General features: G+C 57.5%; 19 protein-coding genes. 9 read left to right on the forward strand and 10 right to left on the reverse strand.

What is annotated here, in order from left to right; translation table 11 throughout:
• Positions 1-28: 28 nt before the first annotated feature.
• Together ACMDCR_RS09945 and ACMDCR_RS09950 are read right to left on the reverse strand one after the other, a co-directional pair.
• The gene (locus ACMDCR_RS09945) at positions 29-1,156 is read right to left on the reverse strand and encodes an ABC transporter ATP-binding protein (RefSeq protein ID WP_413992372.1); all 1,128 of its coding nucleotides are present in this window, start codon (positions 1,154-1,156) and stop codon (positions 29-31) included.
• Positions 1,157-1,168: 12 nt separating this feature from the next.
• The gene (locus tag ACMDCR_RS09950) at positions 1,169-1,855 is read right to left on the reverse strand and encodes a GntR family transcriptional regulator (RefSeq protein WP_413992373.1); all 687 of its coding nucleotides are present in this window, start codon (positions 1,853-1,855) and stop codon (positions 1,169-1,171) included.
• A 202-nt stretch (positions 1,856-2,057) separates the two neighbouring features.
• On the opposite strand from ACMDCR_RS09950, the gene ACMDCR_RS09955 reads away from it, so the two are divergent.
• The 3 genes from ACMDCR_RS09955 (at position 2,058) to ACMDCR_RS09965 (ending at position 5,298) form a co-directional block, all read left to right on the forward strand.
• The gene (locus tag ACMDCR_RS09955; protein ID WP_413992374.1) at positions 2,058-2,909 is read left to right on the forward strand and encodes a hypothetical protein; all 852 of its coding nucleotides are present in this window, start codon (positions 2,058-2,060) and stop codon (positions 2,907-2,909) included.
• A 241-nt stretch (positions 2,910-3,150) separates the two neighbouring features.
• Positions 3,151-3,372 (forward strand): helix-turn-helix domain-containing protein, encoded by a 222-nt coding sequence (locus tag ACMDCR_RS09960; protein ID WP_413992375.1) that lies wholly within the window; start codon positions 3,151-3,153, stop codon positions 3,370-3,372.
• A 654-nt stretch (positions 3,373-4,026) separates the two neighbouring features.
• Positions 4,027-5,298, forward strand: coding sequence for an amidohydrolase family protein (locus tag ACMDCR_RS09965; RefSeq protein WP_413992376.1), 1,272 nt, complete (start codon positions 4,027-4,029; stop codon positions 5,296-5,298).
• Positions 5,299-5,788: 490 nt separating this feature from the next.
• On the opposite strand, the gene ACMDCR_RS09970 is transcribed toward ACMDCR_RS09965, so the two are convergent.
• The 3 genes from ACMDCR_RS09970 to ACMDCR_RS09980 all read right to left on the reverse strand — a co-directional run bounded on the left by ACMDCR_RS09970 (position 5,789) and on the right by ACMDCR_RS09980 (position 8,680).
• Complete coding sequence (locus tag ACMDCR_RS09970) at positions 5,789-6,571, reverse strand: ATP-binding cassette domain-containing protein (RefSeq protein WP_413992377.1); 783 nt, start codon at positions 6,569-6,571, stop codon at positions 5,789-5,791.
• 1 nt (position 6,572) lies between these two features.
• Positions 6,573-7,706: an ABC transporter permease gene (locus ACMDCR_RS09975; protein ID WP_413992378.1), complete on the reverse strand. Its 1,134-nt coding sequence runs from the start codon at positions 7,704-7,706 to the stop codon at positions 6,573-6,575.
• 65 nt (positions 7,707-7,771) lie between these two features.
• Positions 7,772-8,680 (reverse strand): sugar ABC transporter substrate-binding protein, encoded by a 909-nt coding sequence (locus ACMDCR_RS09980; protein WP_413992379.1) that lies wholly within the window; start codon positions 8,678-8,680, stop codon positions 7,772-7,774.
• Between the two features lie 458 nt (positions 8,681-9,138).
• Between ACMDCR_RS09980 and ACMDCR_RS09985 the strand changes: the two genes are divergently transcribed.
• The gene (locus ACMDCR_RS09985; protein WP_413992380.1) at positions 9,139-10,059 is read left to right on the forward strand and encodes an SMP-30/gluconolactonase/LRE family protein; all 921 of its coding nucleotides are present in this window, start codon (positions 9,139-9,141) and stop codon (positions 10,057-10,059) included.
• 322 nt (positions 10,060-10,381) lie between these two features.
• Positions 10,382-11,173, forward strand: coding sequence for an IclR family transcriptional regulator C-terminal domain-containing protein (locus ACMDCR_RS09990; RefSeq protein WP_413992381.1), 792 nt, complete (start codon positions 10,382-10,384; stop codon positions 11,171-11,173).
• Between the two features lie 789 nt (positions 11,174-11,962).
• On the opposite strand, the gene ACMDCR_RS09995 is transcribed toward ACMDCR_RS09990, so the two are convergent.
• From ACMDCR_RS09995 to ACMDCR_RS10015, 5 genes are read right to left on the reverse strand one after another with little or no spacing between them, the layout of a single operon-like run.
• On the reverse strand, positions 11,963-12,841 hold the full coding sequence (locus ACMDCR_RS09995) for an SMP-30/gluconolactonase/LRE family protein (RefSeq protein ID WP_413992382.1): 879 nt from the start codon (positions 12,839-12,841) through the stop codon (positions 11,963-11,965).
• A gap of 5 nt (positions 12,842-12,846) precedes the next feature.
• A complete protein-coding gene (locus ACMDCR_RS10000) occupies positions 12,847-13,608 on the reverse strand; it encodes an HpcH/HpaI aldolase family protein (RefSeq protein ID WP_413992383.1) in 762 nt (253 codons plus the stop codon).
• A gap of 1 nt (position 13,609) precedes the next feature.
• Complete coding sequence (locus ACMDCR_RS10005; RefSeq protein WP_413992384.1) at positions 13,610-14,572, reverse strand: hydroxyacid dehydrogenase; 963 nt, start codon at positions 14,570-14,572, stop codon at positions 13,610-13,612.
• Positions 14,572-15,396, reverse strand: a complete 825-nt coding sequence (locus tag ACMDCR_RS10010; RefSeq protein ID WP_413992385.1) for an NAD-dependent epimerase/dehydratase family protein — start codon at positions 15,394-15,396, stop codon at positions 14,572-14,574. Before ACMDCR_RS10010 ends, ACMDCR_RS10005 begins: the two co-directional genes overlap by 1 nt.
• Before the next feature lie 12 nt (positions 15,397-15,408).
• Positions 15,409-16,218, reverse strand: coding sequence for a sugar phosphate isomerase/epimerase family protein (locus ACMDCR_RS10015; RefSeq protein ID WP_413992386.1), 810 nt, complete (start codon positions 16,216-16,218; stop codon positions 15,409-15,411).
• A 325-nt stretch (positions 16,219-16,543) separates the two neighbouring features.
• Here ACMDCR_RS10015 and ACMDCR_RS10020 point away from each other — a divergent pair, with 325 nt between their 5' ends.
• From ACMDCR_RS10020 to ACMDCR_RS10035, 4 genes are all read left to right on the forward strand, one after another.
• Positions 16,544-17,689 carry a Gfo/Idh/MocA family protein gene (locus tag ACMDCR_RS10020; protein ID WP_413992387.1) on the forward strand — a complete coding sequence of 382 codons (1,146 nt, stop codon included), beginning with the start codon at positions 16,544-16,546 and terminating at the stop codon, positions 17,687-17,689.
• 108 nt (positions 17,690-17,797) lie between these two features.
• Complete coding sequence (locus tag ACMDCR_RS10025) at positions 17,798-18,721, forward strand: sugar ABC transporter substrate-binding protein (protein ID WP_413992388.1); 924 nt, start codon at positions 17,798-17,800, stop codon at positions 18,719-18,721.
• A gap of 69 nt (positions 18,722-18,790) precedes the next feature.
• Positions 18,791-19,564, forward strand: coding sequence for an ATP-binding cassette domain-containing protein (locus ACMDCR_RS10030; RefSeq protein ID WP_413992389.1), 774 nt, complete (start codon positions 18,791-18,793; stop codon positions 19,562-19,564).
• Between the two features lie 10 nt (positions 19,565-19,574).
• Positions 19,575-20,561, forward strand: coding sequence for an ABC transporter permease (locus ACMDCR_RS10035; RefSeq protein WP_413992390.1), 987 nt, complete (start codon positions 19,575-19,577; stop codon positions 20,559-20,561).

The raw sequence follows: 20,561 nt of genomic DNA on the forward strand, positions 1-20,561 counted from the left end.
TTGAACCTCCAGATGTATGGTTTCTTGTTCAGATGCGAGGCGCTGGAAAGGCGCGCGCATCTTCCGTGCGCCAGCCCAATCTTATTGTCTCTCCCGGCGTGGGCAGGGCCTGGCCCCCGCAATTGGGTAGTTTCCAGATGATTTCTGTGCCGTCGCTCGCACGCGATCGGACCCGGTGGCTGTCGCCCAGATAGGTGGCGTCGATGACCTCGACATGGAGAACATTTGGGCTGCCCTCCGGGACGGCCTTCACCCGTTCTGGCCGTATGGCGAGCGAAACGGGCTCGCCATAACTCCCGTTGCCGATGTTGATCGCGCAGACGATCTCGCCGCCCTTGAGCCGCACATGACACCGATCCCCATCGGAGGACAAAAAGATCCCGCCGATCGCATTGTTCTCGCCCAGGAAACCGGCCACGAAGGCATTTGTCGGCGCCTCGTAAAGATCGGTTGGCGCGCCAATCTGGGCAATGCGGCCGCCCTCGAAGACGCAGACCCGGTCCGACAGGGACAGGGCTTCGCCCTGATCGTGTGTTACGTAGATGATGGTAGGACCCAGCTTGCGATGGATCCGGATGATTTCGTCCTGCATCTGGTCCCGCAACTGCTTGTCGAGAGCACCCAGCGGCTCATCCATGAGCACGAGCTGCGGATTGTAGATAAGGGCGCGGGCGAGGGCGATGCGCTGTTGCTGGCCGCCTGACAGCTGACTTGGGTGCCGACTTCCCATCGCCGTCAGACGCACCAAAGAAAGGGCCCATTCGACACGCTCGGCGACATCCTGGCGCGCCCAGCGCCGGGCCTGGAGCGGATAAGCGAGATTCTGCGCAATCGTCAGATGCGGAAAAAGCGCGTAGTGCTGGAACACCATACCGATATTGCGCCTGTGGGGCGGCAATATCGAAACGTCGCGCTCTCCAATTCGGATCGAACCGGCGCTAGGGCGCTCGAAGCCGGCCAGCATCATCAGGATGCTCGTCTTGCCCGACCCGGACGGACCGAGGATGGTGAGGAACTCGCCGGCCCCCACATCGAGATTGAGCGCATCGACGACATTTGCGCTGCCGTCATAGCTCTTGCTGATACCGCGCAAGAGGACGGGCTCCGCCCTAAGAGGGCCTGCATCGCCTTGTGGGAAGTCGACACCCTGTGTCATCTGCTTTCTCCCTCAATCACGTTCGCCCAGCACGAAGCTGGTGATGCGATTGAGCGTTCGGGCGATGTGATTGCGCCGGATAAACCCCACGGCTTTGACGTCGCCGGCTTCGAGCGATGCGACAATCTCCCCGATCTCCTCGGCCTGGGCCAGGACCTCGGGCGCCCAGCTGAGGTCGGGCAGGATCTGCAGATAGGCCCTGATGGTCTTGTAATAGAGGACCTCGGAAATCAGCCGGTACTCGGCATTGCCGGACAATTGTAGGATTTCGTCCTGCAGTCGATGACTGATCTGAGCCAGCGCCTGGACGTCATGGTTGACCATCAACGGGGTGCATTCTGCGGCCAGCTCGCGCAGCGATGCGATGGTGCCAGTGAAATTGGTTGCCGGACTGAGATCGCCGAGCAGTTCCGCCAGCTTGATGCGCAACGCGTAGGCATCGCGCAGAGCCCGCAGGTCGACGGCCGTGACCATCGAGCCGACACTGGGAGTGGTTTCGATCAGGCCCTCGTTCTCGAGAGCCTGCATCACGCGCCGCATCGGTGTGCGGCTGACCCCGAACTCACGGGCGAGTTCCGCCTCGCTGAGGGCTGCCCCGGGGGGATAGATCAGCAAGCATATCCGATTGCGCAGCGTCTGATGGATGGCGGCAAAGCGCTGGCGCGGCGATGGCGCCTGACGTTCGATGCTCAATGACATGAAGCGACCTCCCGATGAGGTTCTATTACATATTATAATATGTATTGTCAACGACGGAATACCGACAGCGCGAGCCGGTATACCGGTTGTCGGAAAGGTTCTAAGTCATTGGAGGAGCGAATATATTCTACAATGTAGTTTGCATGTTCGTTCGCTGGCGCTCAAGCTTGGGCCATAAGCATGTCCCACAACGAGGCTATCGATGGTGACACCCAATTTGCCCCCCGCAGGGAAGGTCCATGTCGCGAAACACGACTTTTCAGGTAGCTACAATCGCGATTGGCCACATCGCTATATCAAAGCGCATCTGGCGCTCGACTACATCATTCCGGATCGGGCGAAGCCCGTGTTTCTGGCGATTCTGGAGCGCTATCGGGCCATCCGTCAAAGAGATCATCTTAAGATTGTCGATGTGGGCTGCTCCTATGGCATCAACGCAGCGCTGCTACGCACCGATATGAACCTGGATGACCTCTATGCCGCCTACACTGCGATCGAGGGGCCCTTGAGCGGTAGGCTAAGCGCCGATCATCGCGCTTTTTTCGAGAGCAGAGATCTTGGGGCAGACATCCGGATTATCGGTGTCGATCCAAGCCAGCGCGCAGCCCGGTATGCGCGTTCAGTCGGCTTGGTCGATGCCATCGTGACCACAGACATGGAGGGGTCGGATCCCACGGCCGCCGAGATGCGGGCCCTCGAAGGTGCCGACATCATTATCTCAACGGGTTGCGTGGGCTACGCCACCGAGCGCACCTTCGGGCGCATCTATCAAGCCACCGCCGCGTCGCATCCCTGGGTCGCAGCGTTTGTCATGCACTCGTACCCCTATGACGGCATCAACAACGTGCTTGCGAGCCATGGCCTGCGGACACGGAAAATGTTGGTCGCGCGTCAACGTCGGTTCTCAACCAGCACCGAGCAACGCGGCCTTCTGGCAGCCATGTTGGACCAAGGTTGCGACGGTCGCCTCGAGCGCACGACTGGCTACATCTATGCCTCACTTTATCTGTCCACCTTGCCGAATGAGCCTGTTGGCGATCGCATCGGTATGTGAACACGCACCATCGCTGAGCTGAACTCGGGTGAAATACATGCGTGCCAAGGCGCAAAGAGCGATTCATTAGCCTGTCGGCAGGACCCGAGGACGATGACGCGAGGAGCGCTTAATCGGATTGACAAGGTCGTTTGCCTCTGTGGGCTTCCTTAGAGACCTTATGCAAGTTTGTTCAGGTCGGGCACAATTAACATATTATAGTTGATAAACTTACGGAGCCGCGCGCGCCAACCTCCGACGCATGGATATGCGCAAGCTCGTGGGGCAAAACTTCGCTCGTCTGCGACAGGAAAGAAGCCTGACGCAGGAGGACATGGAAGCACGGTCGGGCTTCAGTCAGCAATATCTCAGTAAGTTGGAGCAAGGTCAGCGCAATCCAACCATCATCACGCTATACGAGTTAGCCCAGGCTCTCGGCGTGAGTCATGTTGAGTTGGTTCTTCCCCCGAAGAAGGAAACGTAAGGCGTGATAGCTGCTGATATTGATCTGAGCAATGTTAAACGACTGATGAGAGCATTTGCGCACGTGCAGATGACGGATGTTACCTTAAGTATCTGATAGTGCAATATTATCGGATATCGTAATGCACCTTACCTGCGGCGGTTTTACGCCTTCCTGTTGGCTCTAAGCGCCAAGCTGGTCTAGCCGCCCTGGCCATGCCCTTTCCCGGGGCCACGCTACCGCCAACCCCGCGCCCTGCGACCCGTGCCGGACTCGGTCAGGATCAAGACTGCGTTCGCAGGCGCCTCGGAACTCGCCGAGACGCCGCAGGCAGGCGGGCTGTTCGCGGTAGATGTCGACGCGCCCGGCCCGAGGCAGATTCTAGCCGCGATTTAGCCGGGACGAGCGGCATCCGTGGTTAGCCTCGCATAGCTGAATTGAGGCTTCCTGTTCATAGCATCCGGTCGTCAGTCGTGACTCAAGTGTGCGATTAACGCGCATAAGTGCGTAATGTTGACAGATGGGCAGTGGCGAGTTTATCTACCTTTCGTGATCAGCGCTCAGAGTAGCGGGCCGTGAGGATCTCGCCACCTGATGATTTCGAATAGGGCGCCGAGGAGACCTGAGGCCGCCGACTGCAAGTCCTGACTCGCCGGCAATGAAGGGATGTCTCGGATGTTAAATTCTCTGCGGGAGCTTATGCACGCCACGGGCACGATCGACGTGCACGAGCATCACTTGCCCCAAATATTCGGGAGCAAGGAGGTTTCGCTTAGCCGGCTTTTCCGCGAAAGTTACGCAAGCTGGACGAAGATGCGCGCTTATCGCCTGCCGTCCGAGCCACCTGCTAACGAAGACCCAAGCGTGCCAGTGCCCACGTCGTGGGAAGCGCTGGCTCCCTACTTGGAACATAGCGGTTCTAACGCTTTCGTTCGTAATCTTGTGTACGGAATCCTTGAACTCCACGATCCCGACCAGACTGCCATTACCCGCGACAATTTTGAAGCTATCGATGCGGCTGTACGTTCGCACCATCGCGACCCACAGTGGCTCAGAAGAGTAATAAGACGAGCAGGAATTGAACGGATCATAACGGATCCCTATCTGGACCCTATGTTGAACGCGCGGGAGACTTTAGGTGCGGAGTACGACTCGGTGCTGCGCATCAATGCGTTTGCAGTCGGGTGGAACCCGGAATCTCGCTGTCACAATGGAAATTGTGCGCATTCGCTTCTCCGGCTCGCCGGCATGGAAGTAAAGTCGTTTGACGACTATTGCACTGCATTGCGGGAATTGGTCGCCGGATGTGCCAGCCGCAATCAGGTCGCCCTCAAGAATGCGCTTGCATACGACCGTGATCTTAATTTCGACGAACCCGACGAACTGCTCGCGCGTCAGGCCTGGGGCAAGGTTTCCCCATCACCAGAAGAGAAAAAAGCTTTCAGCGATTTTATCGTTGATTTGTTGTGCCGCTGTGCAGCTGAGCACGATCTGCCTGTGCAGACCCACCTTGGCACCGCCATCATCCGCGGATCCCACCCGCTGAACGTTGCTGGCCTTATAGAGAGACATCCTCGTACACGCTTTCTATTGATGCATTTCGCCTATCCGTGGAGCCGCGATTTGCTCGGGCTCGCGTTTGTCTACAGGAATGTCTGGCTTGACGTTTGCTGGGCGCCCCTACTGAGCCCGTCGCACTTCAAGCTTGCATTACATGAAGCGATTGAAGTTCTACCGGATGAGACTCGGATAATGCTTGGTGGCGATTGTCTTCATATTGAGGAATCCTATGGCGCTATGCAGAAAATAAGACATCTAACCTGTGACGTTCTTGAGGAAAAAGTCGCCAATGGATATTTTGCCGCCAGCGACGCCGAGCGCTTAGCTGGAAAGATTGCTCGAAACAACGCCGCGAGCTTCTTCAATTTTCCTAACCTTGCGTTCTGAACACGGATATAGAACTCGCCCCTCTGCTTCTCAACGAGACGCTTCATCTTCGGTCTGGGTGGTGCCTGCCGAAGCGTCTGGGCTGCCGACTTTTCCGGCGCCCTCATTTCTCGTAGGATACGTCGCACTTGCTGTTCACAGCCGATCTCACAGCAACAGGGATCGGCTACGCCACCCCGACCCGCGACACTGCTACCCTGTTGCTGTCCGCCCTCGGTCGCAGATCAAGAGCGCACGGCGTGCAAGGTCCTGGGAACCAGGTATGGTCGGAGTGTTCGAATGCTTTGTTCTCCCACGACATCGAGCGCCTCCATAATCCCCAGAAGAATACACTCCACCCTGGGCTCCGTGCCAGCCTTGTCCAGTTCGAGGAGGCCAGCTGATAGCCCCAGAGTTACCATCGCATGTGTGGAATTTGCGAGCTTGGGATTCACCAAGGCGAGTTACCCCTCCATCGTTCTCAAGGACTTGCATTGACCAGGCGGGTTGGTCACATCGCTTCGATCAGTTCCTTCTCGAGATCGCTGATTTCGGCGCCTCCGGCCATCAGGCGGCGAATTTGCGGACCTTTAAGATCTGTCTTAGTTCCCTCGCCGATCACCTCGCCCAGCGAGAGGAAAGTATATCTATCAGCGACAAGCTGAGCGTGGAGTTCATTGTGAGTGATGAAGATGACGGCGATATCGCCTCGGGCGCGTACCCGTGATATCGTCTTTAACACCTGCAATTGCTGTTTTTGCCCGAGTGCCGAAGTTGGCTCATCAAGCACGAGAACCTTTGCGCCGAAGTAAATGGCGCGTGCTATTGCAAGCGTTTGCCGCTGGCCTCCCGACATCGTGCCGACTGCCTGCTGCGGATCTGAAATATCTATGCCGATCTTGATCATCTCGTCATGGGTGACATGGTCCATCTCATTCATTCGCAAGAAACCGAATGGCCGAGGTCCCTGATAGATTTCACGACCCATGAAGAAGTTGCGTGTGACGCTCATTAAGGGGTTGAGCGCGAGATCTTGGTAGACGGTGCCAATGCCTGCGAGGCTGGCGTCGCGAGGCGAACGGAAGCCCACCACCTTGCCTTCGACGAATATCTGTCCACTGGTTGGCTGGTGGACCCCACTCAAGATCCTGATCAGCGTCGATTTTCCCGCGCCGTTGTCTCCTAGCAGCGCATGCACTTCTCCAGCGTAAGCCTCCAAGTTTACCCCGTTCAGCGCGGTGAACGGTCCGAACTGCTTTACCAAGTCCCGGACACGAATAAGCGGCTCAGCCATTTCAGAGCCCTCCTGTGATACGCTTGCGAACACTCTCGTTAAGGAAAACCGCGAGGAGCAACACTACGCCGACAAAAACGCGATAGTAGCTGCCGTCGATAGCGGGGATGAAGAAGACCGCGTTCGCAACGAGCCCAAAGGTAATGGCCCCAAACACCACTCCAATGACGGAACCGAAACCGCCTGTCATCAGCGTGCCACCGACTACGGCGATCGCCACGGCCTCGAGTTCCTTCATGTTTCCCTTCGCCGCATCGGCCGTGTTGGTGTCGAAGACTTGGCAGGCTGCGAAAATCGTTGCGCAGAAGGCCGTGAACATGAAGAGCGAAATGCGGACCTTATCTACCGGTACGCCGTTGGCGCGCGCGCTTTCGCGGTTGTCGCCGGTCGCAAAGATCCAGTTGCCTGCCTGCGTGCGCGAAAGGACGACATAGGCCACCGCAGCGATCGCGAGCCACCAGATGACTTTCGCATCGAGGCCCGTTACCCACTGTGCGCCAGTGCGGCTGATATTGCCGCCAAGGGCAAACCACAGATTATAAAGCCATTGAAAACTCTGCCCGCCGAATGCCGCAGCAATCCAGCTGTGCTGCTTGAAGTCAGGCAAACCGGAAATCTGGGTGGACTGGTTGATCACTCGAAAGCTCACTTCAGTCACACCGCGCAAAAAGAAAAGGAAGGCCAGTGTCACGATGAAGCTCGAAAGCTTCGAATGCACAACGATGGTGCCGACCAGCCATCCGATAAACAGGGTCATGACGAGCGTGACTAAGAAGGCCGTCATCGGCGTCGCTGCGCCAAGCCCGAATGGCAGGCCCCACTTGAGCATCATTGCCATCGACATTCCAGCAAAGCCGATCACAGAGCCGATGGAAAGATCAAATTCTCCGGCGATCATCAGGAGGCTCGCCCCTGTCGCTATGATCCCAAACTGTGCGATGATCGAAAGATTGTTTTTGAGTCCGAGCGGATTGAAGGCGGTGCCCCTGGTCGCGATACCGATAGCGAGGATCACCAATGCCATGACTAAGAAAACGCCGACTTCGGGACGCCTCTTCAGCGCGGACAGGCGCCCTCCCTTATTAAGCCGGTCCCTCTCGGTGCGGCCGGTCGCGATGCCGGATATCTGAACCATGTGTCTCCTCCCGCTCGAATTGGGGAGGCCGATGGCCGACCTCCCTAGGGTTGCTCTCTGATGAATCAGCGCGTAACGCCCGCCAATTTGGCCACACTTTCGGCGTTTGACTTGTCAACAAAACCAGGTCCGGAAGGAATGTTGCCAAACGGGAGCATGTGAGCGTTGGTGTTGTAGAGATGTAAGATCACAACGGGTAGATATCCCTGCAGATACTGCTGCTGGTCCACAGTGAAGTCGACTTTTCCTTCTTTAATCAGGTTGGTCACCCCCGGCGAAAGGTCGAAGCAGTCGAGATGTACTTTTGCGCCAACATCTTGTACCGCCGCGGCAGCTGCTTCGCAGACGTGTGATCCAACTGCAAGCAGCCCATCGAGCTTGGGGTCAGCCTGGAGCGCCGCGGCAGTCCGGGTCTTAATCTGGGCGGGATCGGAGGAGACGTCGATCATGTTGAGCTTCTCGCCGAGCGCGTCGAAATAGCCGCTGCAGCGATCGGCCAACGCCGTGTTGAATGCCTCCTGATTCAGGCAGAGCGCATGGGTAACGCCGTCCTTCTTCGCACGTTCTCCGGCTGAATGGCCCGCCACGCTTTCCGGTTGACCGATATGCATGATGGCCCCGACCTCCTTCGAGTGTTCCAGGCCGGAATTGATGGTGACCACCGGAATGCCGCTCTCGACGGCTTTCTTGATCGACGGACCCAGTGCGTCGTAGTCCGGTAACGAGACAATCAGCCCGTCTGGATTACTGGCGGCGGCGGCTTCGATAAGCTTCGCCATGTCAGCCATGTCCCCCGACGGCGCGTACTTGTATTCGAAGTCAACACCCAACGCCGCTGCCGCATCCTTGCCTGCCTTCTCAACGACTGGCCAGAACGGATCGGTTCCTTGAGTATGTGTGATCATAAGATAATGCTCGGCATGAGCAGCACTGCTCAGCATAAGAAATGCCGCACCAACGGCCACGAACCTCATCACGATAGCTCCTCCCTCTTACTGGAACGCCTCGAACGGCGATCGATTGCGCATCCCTTCCGGTGCTGCGCCAAGCAGGAGCGCGGCCTGTCTTGGCCCGGTTACGGGCGAACAAATCGCACGAAGCCAAGGCGGTGTCAATAAACGCGCAGTTGCGCGATAATCGCGCGTCCTTGGCCGAGATACGGGCGCGTATGCCCATGCCTGGCAGCCGGGAACCCCCCGCAAACGGTCAGGTTTCGATTTCTGGCATGTGCGTTAATCGCGCGTATGCGCGGATCTTGACGTACGCGAGTCACCGTCGCAATGTGCGCTCCTAGGGTCGGGTGTGGATCTAGTCGATCTCCTTCGGTAGGCGGCGCGCTGCCACGCTGCAGTTTTTATCGCGCACCCAGGCAAACCACCCTTTTGACTCAAAACAGCAGTTCCGGTCGGTCGAGTGACAGAAGAGCGCGAATATGAAGGACGTTGAAATCATTGCGAGCGGTCTAAAGTTCCCGGAGGGTCCGGTATGCCTCAGCGACGGATCAGTACTTGTTGTAGAAATCGAGCGCGGTACGGTTACAAAGGTGCACGGAGACGGATTGATTTCTGTCGTGGCGGACGTTCCCGGAGGGCCAAACGGTCTCGCTGTTGGACCCGATGATAAGATATACATTTGCAACAATGGAGGCTTTAGCTGGAGGAGTGTTAAAAACTATCGGTTGGTTTCAGGAACGGCGACCGACTACAATGGTGGCCGCATAGAGACATTAGATTTGCGAACAGGGCGAGTTGACGTTCTATATAATTCGTGTGATGGACGAGGACTTCGTGGGCCAAACGATCTTGTCTTTGACAAATCAGGTTGTTTTTACTTCACAGACCTTGGAAAGCAGCGAGAACGAGATCGCGATGTAGGCGGTGTATACTACGCGAAGCCAGATGGATCGGCCATATCTGAAGTAATATACGGGATGCTCACGCCCAACGGAATAGGCCTGTCGCCGGACCAGAGTACCCTTTATGTCGCAGAAACCGACACCGGCAGGCTATGGGCGTTTACCCTGGCTGGTCCAGGTCAAATTCGAAAGGAACCATTCCCCTCGCCCCATGGAGGACGACTTATCACCACAATGAGTGGCTTCCAGGGATTCGACAGTCTTGCAATCGACTGTGAGGGGAATATCTGCGTGGCCACGTTGTACTCAGGAGGAATTACCGTCATTTCACCAGACGGAGAGGTTCGCTATCAAAAGCTGATGCCGGATCCTATCACAACAAATATTTGTTTCGGTGGGGTGGATATGAAGAAAGCTTATGTGACGCTGTCGGCAACCGGGAAGCTTGCCGTCTTGGATTGGCCGTGCGCGGGACTGAGGCTGCCCTTCAACCTATAGCGGTAGAGAGTGACCGGTTGAGCGATGACGGCGTTGCGAGGGATCTCGCCCGAGCATTCTTGTTCCGGTAGGAGTAGTGTCTACAAAGCTGGATGGTGATGCAAGCGGCGAGACCGCTCGAAGAATGAGCGTTGCAAACGTGCCCAGTCCGCGGGCTGGAACTTTGGCGGACAGAGCAAGGAATGGTCCGGGCCGAGTTCTTCGTCGCTTGCGATCATGGAACGACCGGGTTCCATCGCTTTGATGCGTTATTCGCGCGACCGTGCGGCTATCGCGCATAGAGTTCCTATGCTACACTCGCCTAATTGTTCCGGGGGGTGCTGTGGAAATCAAGAAACAAGACTTTGCACAAACACTTGCTCGGGGCCTTGCTTGTCTCGATGTCCTCGCGGCAGCGCCCGCGCCGTCGACAGCGTCGGAAGTCGCGGCCGCGACGGGCGTCCATCGTGCCTCCGCCCGGCGAATTTTGCTCACACTCGAAAACCTTGGATATGTCAATGAGCGCCAAGGTCGTTTCACGTCGAGCCCGAAGGTTCTTGCGCTGGGCCGCGGCCTGTTGAGCAAGATGAGCCTGTGGTCCGCAGTTACACCTGAGGTTGTGAGCCTCGCCAATCTGGTCAATGAGCCCTGCTCTATATCTGTCCTTGATAATCTCAGCATCCTGTTTGTGGTGCGAGATTCCACGCGGCGAATCTATACTTCAAGGCTCGGGGTCGGGGATCGTCTGCCGGCGCACTGCTCGGCTAGCGGAAAGGTCCTCCTTGCGGCACTGACGCATAGCGAACTTGAGCGCCGGCTCGACGGCGTTCAGCTAGAGAAGCGCGGCCCTAAGAGTATAACGGACAAGAAGAAGCTTGAGGTGGCGCTTGCTGCAGTACAAGAGGCTGGCTACGCGACCGCCGTCGACGAAATGGAAGAAGGTACCCTTTCGATATCAGTCCCCTTACACGAGCGGACAGGCCGCGTTGTCGCCGCGATCAGCGTAGCTTCGCACATCAGTCGTATCTCCGCATCGGAACTGGAAAGCAAGGTGTTGCCCAAACTCAAATCGACGGCCAGGATGATCGAGCTGACCATTGGCGACTTCCAAGATCGCGGGTTTGGAATTTTGTGAGCGCGATATGTTCCTTCCTTGCGATGTCCAACTCAAATGCAGTGGAGGGGCTTGAAGGGTGCATGTCAGCGGCACTTGCTGGAACGTTTTTGGTGAGATGCGTTGCTGGCTAAGGACTGGCTGAAGGAAAATCGATGCAGGTCCTCAGCCTCGACAAGTTCGCCCCGACTTCGAAGACGATCGCTCGGATCACCATCTCGTGGCCTTGCCCGCGGCGGGGATTATCGCCTCGCGTTTAGCGCCAAGCAGGTCTGAGGCGGTCCGAAAAGGCGAACCGGACCAGTTGCGGTGCGGCAATGTAGCCTGCTGTCCGAGGAAATGGAGGCTGGTGGTAGCTTCGCAGTGGAGTTCCTCGGGTGGTCGTCGGGTAGATCGATGATCATGAGCACAGACCGTCGCATGGGTGAGTCGGCGAAGCAGTGCCCGGCGATTGAATATCTATGCACCGAGGAGTGCTTCTGCCTGGAAACACCCTACTAGCGGCTTGGCTGGGGCGGTATGGTGGTCGAGGAGTTGAGGTCATCAATGCGCAAGGGCCTTACCTGAGCGCCGATCAAGGTGCACGCGCCAGCCTGTTAGGCGAAGTCGTGTCGATAACGAAATGCCTCCTGCGCCTGTTCGACTGGGGGAATGTCAGTAATTCCATCCGCTGTGCAAAAAGGCCACGGGATATCAAAAGAGTCGCCGGGTCGAGATCCGTCGGTCATCCACGTCTTCAGCAAGCCCGCCCGCCAATGCCATAGTCGTTCGGATGCGCCCAAGGCCGGCCAACAAGTCTCCTCTCGATTTTCAAAGCGCGCAAAGGCGTTGCTGTAGTCCCGGAACGTCGATATGGGCCTGGAATATCCCGCCTGCATTCGGTGAGCTTGCCAATTCCTCCGGCGTATGGCGTACGCGAAGCGTCGTGATGAAAAGGGTCTTCAATTCGGGGCCACCCAAGGCGACACATGTCGGCCCCTTTGTGGGAAGTTCGACCTGGGCGGTAATGCGCCCTTGTGGGTCGAACCGAACAGCGCAACCGCCCCAGACCCTGGCGTTCCAGTAATTGCCTTCGGCATCAACGGAGCCACCATCAGGACGACCCGGAGCTGCGTCCGCATCCACGAGTGGCGAAATTTCCTTGAAGGATGAGAAGTCGGCCCCGATCCGGAACCGTCTAATGACGCCCACGTGCGTATCCGCGAAATACATGATCTCGCCGTCGGGGGAGAACGCCAAGCCGTTGCTGACGGTGACCCCGCCCAAGAGCTTACTCAAATTTCCGTCGGGGCCAAGTCTGTAGAGGGATGCGATGGGCCTGCGCGCAGCCATGTCGTGGGTCTCGTCGAAGGTGCCGAAAACCACCCCCCCGAACGGGTCCACCGTCGCATCGTTGGCGCGGGTCTGGGGCAAATCCGTTTCCACATCGTGCAACTTCTCGAAAGACGTCAAGTCGCCATTCGCGCGAACGATCTGTTTGGGAAAGCCGATCAGAAATCCTTCATCGGCCCTAGGGAGGATAAAGCCCGCTCGTCCGGGAAGTTGATACCGGTTCGTGACTCCATTCTGTGCCCTACGGTAAACGCAACTTCGCTCGATATCGGTCCACCAAAGCGCCTCGTCCCTCGGGTCCCAGTAGCAACCTTCGCCGAGCTCGTTCTTGCCGTCGACAAGCAATTCGCTACGCATCCGGGTCAGCCTCCGACAAATGCTGCCAGCTCGCCCGCCAGCGCGGACTTCAGCAAGTTCACGTCGCTATTCGGCACGACAAAATCGAAGCCCTGATCCGCTCGTCCTTTTGCGACCGAGCCAGACGGGCAGAACAGTCCCGCTCTTTTTCCAGCAGCCTTTGCCGTTGAAAGGCAGTGGTCGATGGCCGAGCGAACCTCGGCATCGGTTGGGTCCGCTGCCGTTCCTTTTCCCAGATTGAGGCCAAGGTCGCTTGGACCGATGAATATTCCGTCCAGTCCCGGGACTGCGCAGATCGCTTCGACCTCGGCAAGGCCCTCGCGCGTCTCGATCATGGCGAACCTTACGATCGTGTGGTTCGCATGCAGCGGGTAGTCCGGGCCACCGTAGAGAAGACCTCGGGCCGGGCCGAAACTTCGGCCCCCGAGGGGTGGATAGGACGACGCATTTACGAGGCATACTGCATCGTGGACCGTGTTCACCAGCGGGCAGATAATCCCATAACTGCCTGCGTCGAGTGCCTTCATGATGACGCCCGGTTCCAAGTTCGGTACCCGGACGAACGGCGTGGCCGGAGTCGCCGAGATGGCCTGCAACATGATGATCATGTCGGAGATGTCGGTCATCGCATGTTGGAGGTCTACGGTGACGCAGTCCACTCCGCTCAGCCCAACGATTTCGGCCGTGTAGCTGTCGCCAATTGACAGCCATCCCGACACCGCCGCCTTGCCTTGGCTCCAGCATTGTCGAACCCTGTTCGGTCTCATCTCACTTCCCTTCGATCGCTGCAGCATTGACCACGAACTGTGCGTCAAGGCGGCCGTCCAGCCCGCCAAGGACGTTTTCGACCGTCTTCATTCCCATGGCGATGAGCGAGCCTTCGGTAAGCGCCGCCGAATGGGGGCTCAAGACAATGCGATTCTGCCCCACCAAAGGAGACGTGACCGGAAGAGGTTCCTGGTCGAAGGTATCCAGACCCGCGCCGTGGATCGCGCCCCTTGCTACAGCTTCCGCCAGCGCAGTCTCATCGATCAGCCCGCCGCGGCTGGCATTGACGACGATCGCATTAAGTGGGAGGAGCGCAAGCTCCTCCGCACCGAGAATGTTGCGTGTCTCCGGCGTCAACGGAACATGGAGAGAAACGACATCGGCAGTCGGTAGGGCCTCTTCAAGGGAAGCAAACCGTGTCACACCTTCTTCGGTTGCGTTCAAATAGGGATCGTAAACAGCGACTTCCATGTTGAACGCCCTTGCTCGCTTCGCGACCTCCCGTCCGATGCGGCCATAGCCAATCAGGAGGATCGTCTTGCCGCTAAGCTCCAGGCTGAGGGAATTGCTTCGTTCCGAAAAGCGACCGTCGCGGACCGACTGATCGAGGTGCACGCCCACTCTTGCAGCCGCCAGCATGAGAAAGATCGTGTGCTCGGCAACGGAAATCGCGTTCACCGGCCCGACCACGGTGACGGGTATTCCGCGTGACGAGCAATAGTTGACAGGAATGTTGTCGAAGCCGACGCCGTGCCGTGACACAACACGTAGCTTAGGTGCCGCGGCAAGCACCGCCTCACTGAGCTTGGCGTCACGCACAGTGATGCCGTCAGCGTCCGCAACACGTTGGAGCAGATTTTCCTCGGCGAAGTCCGTAACGACCTCGAACTCGATGTCCGACCTGGCTTCAAGCATCGCGAGAGCCTTCGGATGCAGCGGCTGCACCACCAATATTTTTTGCATTACCATCTCCTCCCAAATCTCGGAACGTCGGAGAACTGCGGCAATACGGCCTCGCGGAGGCGCGCTGCGAAGTCTCGGACCTTGTCCATCGGTCCAAGAGTTGGGATGTGCCGGGATGTTGGCACATACCCGATAGCGGCTCGAGCACCTTCCAGGTCCCAGCGCGTCCCGCGGTTTTCCGACATAATGTTGATCACCGCCGCCCCTTCGAATGGAGCCGTGGATGATTTCACTACGGCTTGAGCCCAATCTTCATTGGATAGCCACATTTCCTGCCCCCACCGGCCAAATGCCATGTGCGGACCCGGAGCATTTTCGGCGGGCGCGCAATACCCGATACGGAGCGAAAGGAATGCCATGCCTGTGCGCATGGATTGAGAGATGCCGACCCGTTCGACGAACAATTTTGAGGCACCGTAGGGATTTATCGGACGCGGGGGTGTGTCTGCGGCGAGCGTCTGATTGGTGAACCTGTATCCACCAAGGATCCAGTTGGAGCTTGCGAAGACGAAACGCCGCACGCCGGCTTCCTCGGAAGCCCTGAGGACATTGAGAGCCAGATCGACGTTGAGCGTCTGGACTGATTCCCAAGTTGCGACAGGTTTCGGGTCAGCCGCCAGATGGAGCACCGTGTCTACGCCGACGAACGCCTGAGCCCATTTTGGGTCAAAGACCTCAAGGTCAGCGGGTATCACGTCCCCGACGCCTTTGGAGTTGCGGCCGATCCTCACGACTGCAACATCGCTCAACGCCCGGAGGGCCGTGACGGCCTTCTCGCCGAGATTACCCGTCGATCCAGTGACAAGTACGCGCATCCCGCCCATTAGGGTTCTCCGTCAGAAACCGACGGACGAGAGGTATTCGCGGTTTGCACGGGCCATGTCGACCTTGCTCACCATGGCGTCAGGCGCACAGTCCTGCTCCACCGTGCACCATCCTTGATACTCGATCTTTTCAAGGAACTGGCGCAACGCGGCGAAGTCGACTTCGCCTTTCCCCATCTGGCAGAACATGTCCTCTGAGCATGCCTTATAGAACTCGATATGATCGCGGACGACCACGGCCTTTTTCTCGGGATCGATGTCCTTGAGGTGCACATGCGAGATGCGATGTGCGTAGCGTTCGGCAAGCTCGAGCGGGTTCATTCCAGCAAGCGTCGAGTGAGCCGTGTCCAGGCAAACCTTGAGAAGACGTTCGTCGACCGCTGATAGGAGCCTGTCGTGTTCGTCTTCGAAGTCGCAGTAACCCCCAGCGTGCGCGTGGATCGATGCGGTGAGTCCAAACTCACCGACAGCGATGGCGCAGGCTTCCCGGATGCGGGCCACGAAGCCGGTCCAGTCTGCCGGCGACAATTGCGGGGCATCTCCAGGCCTTCCGAGGGTCCGAGTTCTTTCGGGGGCGATCGAGTCGATGAGAACCAACTGCTTCGCGCCTTGGGCGACAAGGCTGCGACAGGTCCGGATGTGCGCGTCCTTGACCTTCTCCCAAGCGGAGGAGTCGTGAAATGGTTGGAAGACGACGGCGCTGGAGAGGGTCAATCCTCTGGACGCCAAAGCATCCCGCAACTTGCCAGCATCTTCTGGGAAAAAACCGACGGGGCCAAGGTCGATGCCTTGATAGCCGGCGGCGGAGCATTCGTCGAGCACGGCCCCCCACCTAGGATTTCTGGGGTCGTTGGCGAATTCGACGCCCCACGAGCATGGCGCGTTTCCTATTTTCATTAAGGCCTTCCTTGTTGCGATGGCAGCAGTAAGGCGATGCCGAAAGGGTGTCAACAAAAAACGCACAATTTGGGCGATAATTGTAAACCCGTAGAGACTCTAAAGGGAATGAGTTGGCGCCAAAAAGTCATTGAGTAGTGGCAATAATCCGTCAGATCGGCCATTTTTAGTTGTTGACAGTGCGAAAGAGACTCGATACCCATCGTACAAATTAATGGAATATTTGTGCTATTATCGCACAATGGGAGGAATGATGAAAACGATGAACTGGGGCATTGTCGGCGGCGGCGAAGGTAGCCAAATCGGATTCGCCCATCGTGCGGGTTCAGCGCTCGACAGAAAGTTCAAGTTCGCCGCGGGTGCGCTCGATGTGGACCCGGCCCGTGGAAGAGAATTCGCAATCTCGCTCGGCGTCGACCGGGCGCGTGCCTATGGCGACTGGTGGGAGATGCTGCAAGGCGAGAGGTCGCGCGACGACAGAGTGGAGCTTGTTACGGTCGCCACGCCCAACGTGACACACTTTGAAATCTCAAAGGCTTTTCTCGAAAATGGCTTCCACGTGCTCTGCGAGAAGCCGATGACGATGACGGTCGAAGAGGCTCGCGAGCTCGTGGCGGTGGCCAAGCGCGCGAACCGGGTGTGCGGAGTCAACTACGGATATTCGGGCTATCCTTTGGTCCGCCAGATGAAGGCGATGGTAGCGGACGGCGTGCTGGGCAAGATTCGCGTGGTCGTCGCCGAATTCGCCGGGGGCTTCATGGCGGATGCCGCCGATGCTGACAACCCGAGAGTACGGTGGAGATTCGATCCTAAGCAGGCCGGTGTTTCGGCGGTTTCGGTAGACTGCGGGATTCACGCTATGCACATGGCCTGCTTCGTGACCGGCCAGAAGGTCACGAAGGTGTCGAGCGACTTTGCACACGGTATCACCAGTCGCGAGCTGGAAGATGATTCTTCGACCGCGTTTCGCATGGATGGCGGTGCAATCGGACGGCTGTGGGCAAGCGGGCTTGCAATCGGGCGCACGCACGGCTTGACGCTTCAGGTCTTTGGAGAAGTGGGTGGTCTGAGTTGGAAGCAGGAGCAGCCTAATCAACTTCTATACACACCACTCAATGAGCCCACGCGGATTATCGAGAGAGGTTCGGCCGGGCTCTCGCCGGCATCCCTGAGGGCGGGTCATGTCACCGTCGGCCATGCGGAGGGCATGGTGGAGGCCTTTGCTAACATTTACCGCGACCTTGGCGATGTAATCGAGGCGGCAAAGGTTGGTGCTCAGCCTAATCCGTTGGCTCTCGATTATCCGACCGCAGAAGACGGCCTTCATTCCATCGAGTTGATCCACGCAATGGCCCGTTCGGCGAAGAACGGCAGCCAATGGACAGACCTGATCTGACAAGAATTCCGGCCTAGCCGGATGTCCTGCCCATTCGGGCCAGAGGATCGGCTTGGGCCGATCCTGACTTTAAAGCCGGGCACTATGCCCAAATCTCGGGAGGAGAATATGAACGTAGGCAAATTCATCACCGCGGCGGGTTTTATGGCTCTGCTCGCTGGTAGCGCCACTGCAGCGACAATCGGCTACTCGAGTCCGAACTTCGACGATAATTTCCAGACGATCCTTCGCGAGGCAGCCAAGAGCTACGCCGAGGGCAAAGGCGACAAACTTCTCGTCGAGGATGCCCGCGAGGACGTCGGTACCCAACTGAGTCAGGTCCAAAACTTCATTGCGTCGGGCGTAGACGCGATCGTCGTGGCACCCGTCAGCACCGAGTCCACTCCCGCAATCACGAAGCTCGCGAAGCAGGCAGGAATCCCGCTCGTCTATGTCAATCGCCGTCCGGCCGATCTGAACACTTTCGACGGCAAGGTGACTTATGTCGGATCGGACAACTATCAGGCCGGCAAGCTCGAAGGCGAAGCCGCCTGCAAAGCCGCTGGCGGTAAGGGTGATGCAGTCATCCTGATCGGCTTCCTGCGCAATGAAGATGCCCAAAACCGCACGAAAGCGGTCAAGGACGTGTTGGCCACCGACGGCTGCAAGAACATTAAAGTCCTCGCCGAGCAGGAGGGCGAATGGCAGCGAACAAAGGCCCAGGACATCGTAGCAAATTGGCTCTCCGCCGGAATGAAGCCGTCCATCGTGTTAGCCAATAATGACGAGATGGCGCTCGGAGCGGTCCAAGCCATGAAGTCTGCTGGCATTTCGATGAAAGATGTTGTGATCGCCGGGATCGACGCAACGCCGGACGCAATCAAATCGATCGAGGCTGGCGACATGGACATCACCGTGTTTCAGAACGCCAAGAGCCAGGCAACCAACAGCATCGACGCCGCACTCAAAATCATCGGCGGTGAAAAGGTGGACAAGTATATTGATGTTCCCTTCGTTCCCGTGACCAAGGAAAACCTAAACAAGTTTAAGTAAGGTTCGCCTTCGGCAGATCGAGCGGGGCAACAACTGTCGTCCCGCTCCAATTCACAGGGAGGAAATAAGGTGCCCGATATCGTACTTAGCACTCGCGGTCTTACGAAGCACTATGGCGGAGTGCATGCACTCGTGGACGCTGACTTCGAGATTCGCAAGGGCGAGCATATCGCGATCGTGGGTGACAACGGGGCAGGCAAGTCTACCTTTGTGCGGCAGATCACGGGCGTCGAACAGCCCACCTCAGGCTCGATAATTTTTGAGGACCAAGAGGTCTCCTTCCAAAGTCCGCTCGACGCGCGACGAGCTGGTATCGAGACTGTATTCCAGAACCTAGCGCTCGCGGACGACCTCGATGTGCCCGCAAACATCTTCCTTGGTCGGGAAGAAGTGTATTTCAATCTCGGCCCGTTTAGCTTTCTCAATGAAAAGAAGATGCTGAGGATGGCCGAAGAGGGTCTAACGCGGACTGCAGTGAAGATCCCCAACCTGCACAACACAATTGGAAATATGTCAGGTGGACAGCGGCAGTGCGTCGCGATCTCTCGTTCCGCTACTTTCGCCTCCAAGCTTATTATCATGGACGAACCGACCGCCGCTCTTGGCGTTCAGGAAACAACGCAAGTCGAGAATATTATCCGGACTCTCAAGGACCAAGGCGTACCCTTGATCCTCATCAGTCACAACCTCAGGCAGGTGCTGAACCTGGTAGATCGGATCGTGGTGTTTCGGCGCGGCCGCATCGCGGGCACCCTCGACGCAAAGTCCACGAATGGCAACGAAATCGTCTCCATGATCACGGGCCTCGAAACTGGCGTTCATGAAAACGCCAGCTACATCTGAGGAGCCGTCAATGTCGATTAAGAGGTTCCTCCCAGCGGACGCGAGCATCTTCCTGATTTTCATTGGGGTGGTACTCGCGTTCGAGCTCTTGGGATGGCTTGTGATGGGCCAGAGCTTTGTTTTCAACACCCGGCGCCTTCCTATTATAGTCCTTCAAGTGGCCGTGATTGGCATCATCGCGATTGGCGTCACCCAGGTCATTATAACGGGTGGCATCGACCTCTCCAGTGGCTCGGTCGCAGCGCTAAGCGCAATGGTCGCAGCCAGCTTCGGCCAAGCTGCCAACGGTTACGCAATGTATTTTTCAGCCTTGGCTGACTTGCCCACAATTGTCCCGCTATTCGTCGGGATCGCGGTTGGTTGCGTGGCGGGATGGGTAAACGGAGCGATCACAGCTTATACCGGTGTTCCGCCTTTCATTCCAACGCTCGGAATGATGGTGAGCGCACGTGGACTTGCCGTTCTGTATAACAACGGCAACCCAGTGGTTGGCCTCACAGATGGGTTCAATGCACTGGGCTCCGGGGCAGCACCTATCGTGATTTTTGCCATCGTGGCACTCCTTTTTTATGTTGTGCTCGCTAAGACCCTCTATGGACGGCGCACATATGCCATTGGCTCGAACGTCGAGGCCGCTCGCGTCTCGGGAATAAATGTCAAATCCCACAAGGTTCTAGTCTACACGATCGCTGGTGGCTTGGCGGGTCTGGCGGGGGTTGTGATGTGTGCCCGCGCGACGATGGCGCAGCCAGGCATGGGCCTTATGTACGAGCTGGACGCAATCTCCGCTGCGGTCATTGGCGGAACATCACTATTCGGTGGACGCGGTCGAATATCTGGAACCGTTATCGGAGTACTAATTCTAGGCGTTATTACATCTGGCTTCACCTTCCTTCGCATCGACTTTTACTACCAGGAAGTTGCCAAGGGGCTTATCATTCTGGCTGCCGTCATCGCAGATCGGTATCGCCAAGGTGCGAAATTCGGGATGCGCTAA

Origin of the sequence: Labrys okinawensis (assembly GCF_047345005.1) — a bacterium.
GTDB lineage: Bacteria > Pseudomonadota > Alphaproteobacteria > Rhizobiales > Labraceae > Labrys > Labrys okinawensis.

Bases quoted from the DNA above. Each gene is read 5' to 3' on its own strand.
- ACMDCR_RS10005 (WP_413992384.1), bottom strand. From the start codon at position 14,572: ATGCAAAAAATATTGGTGGTGCAGCCGCTGCATCCGAAGGCTCTCGCG.
- ACMDCR_RS09955 (WP_413992374.1), top strand. From the start codon at position 2,058: ATGGTGACACCCAATTTGCCCCCCGCAGGGAAGGTCCATGTCGCGAAA.
- ACMDCR_RS09965 (WP_413992376.1), top strand. From the start codon at position 4,027: ATGTTAAATTCTCTGCGGGAGCTTATGCACGCCACGGGCACGATCGAC.
- ACMDCR_RS09995 (WP_413992382.1), bottom strand. From the start codon at position 12,841: ATGCGTAGCGAATTGCTTGTCGACGGCAAGAACGAGCTCGGCGAAGGT.
- ACMDCR_RS09945 (WP_413992372.1), bottom strand. From the start codon at position 1,156: ATGACACAGGGTGTCGACTTCCCACAAGGCGATGCAGGCCCTCTTAGG.
- ACMDCR_RS10000 (WP_413992383.1), bottom strand. From the start codon at position 13,608: ATGAGACCGAACAGGGTTCGACAATGCTGGAGCCAAGGCAAGGCGGCG.
- ACMDCR_RS09950 (WP_413992373.1), bottom strand. From the start codon at position 1,855: ATGTCATTGAGCATCGAACGTCAGGCGCCATCGCCGCGCCAGCGCTTT.
- ACMDCR_RS10025 (WP_413992388.1), top strand. From the start codon at position 17,798: ATGAACGTAGGCAAATTCATCACCGCGGCGGGTTTTATGGCTCTGCTC.
- ACMDCR_RS09975 (WP_413992378.1), bottom strand. From the start codon at position 7,706: ATGGTTCAGATATCCGGCATCGCGACCGGCCGCACCGAGAGGGACCGG.
- ACMDCR_RS09960 (WP_413992375.1), top strand. From the start codon at position 3,151: ATGGATATGCGCAAGCTCGTGGGGCAAAACTTCGCTCGTCTGCGACAG.
- ACMDCR_RS09970 (WP_413992377.1), bottom strand. From the start codon at position 6,571: ATGGCTGAGCCGCTTATTCGTGTCCGGGACTTGGTAAAGCAGTTCGGA.
- ACMDCR_RS10010 (WP_413992385.1), bottom strand. From the start codon at position 15,396: ATGGGCGGGATGCGCGTACTTGTCACTGGATCGACGGGTAATCTCGGC.
- ACMDCR_RS10020 (WP_413992387.1), top strand. From the start codon at position 16,544: ATGATGAAAACGATGAACTGGGGCATTGTCGGCGGCGGCGAAGGTAGC.
- ACMDCR_RS09980 (WP_413992379.1), bottom strand. From the start codon at position 8,680: ATGAGGTTCGTGGCCGTTGGTGCGGCATTTCTTATGCTGAGCAGTGCT.
- ACMDCR_RS09985 (WP_413992380.1), top strand. From the start codon at position 9,139: ATGAAGGACGTTGAAATCATTGCGAGCGGTCTAAAGTTCCCGGAGGGT.
- ACMDCR_RS10035 (WP_413992390.1), top strand. From the start codon at position 19,575: ATGTCGATTAAGAGGTTCCTCCCAGCGGACGCGAGCATCTTCCTGATT.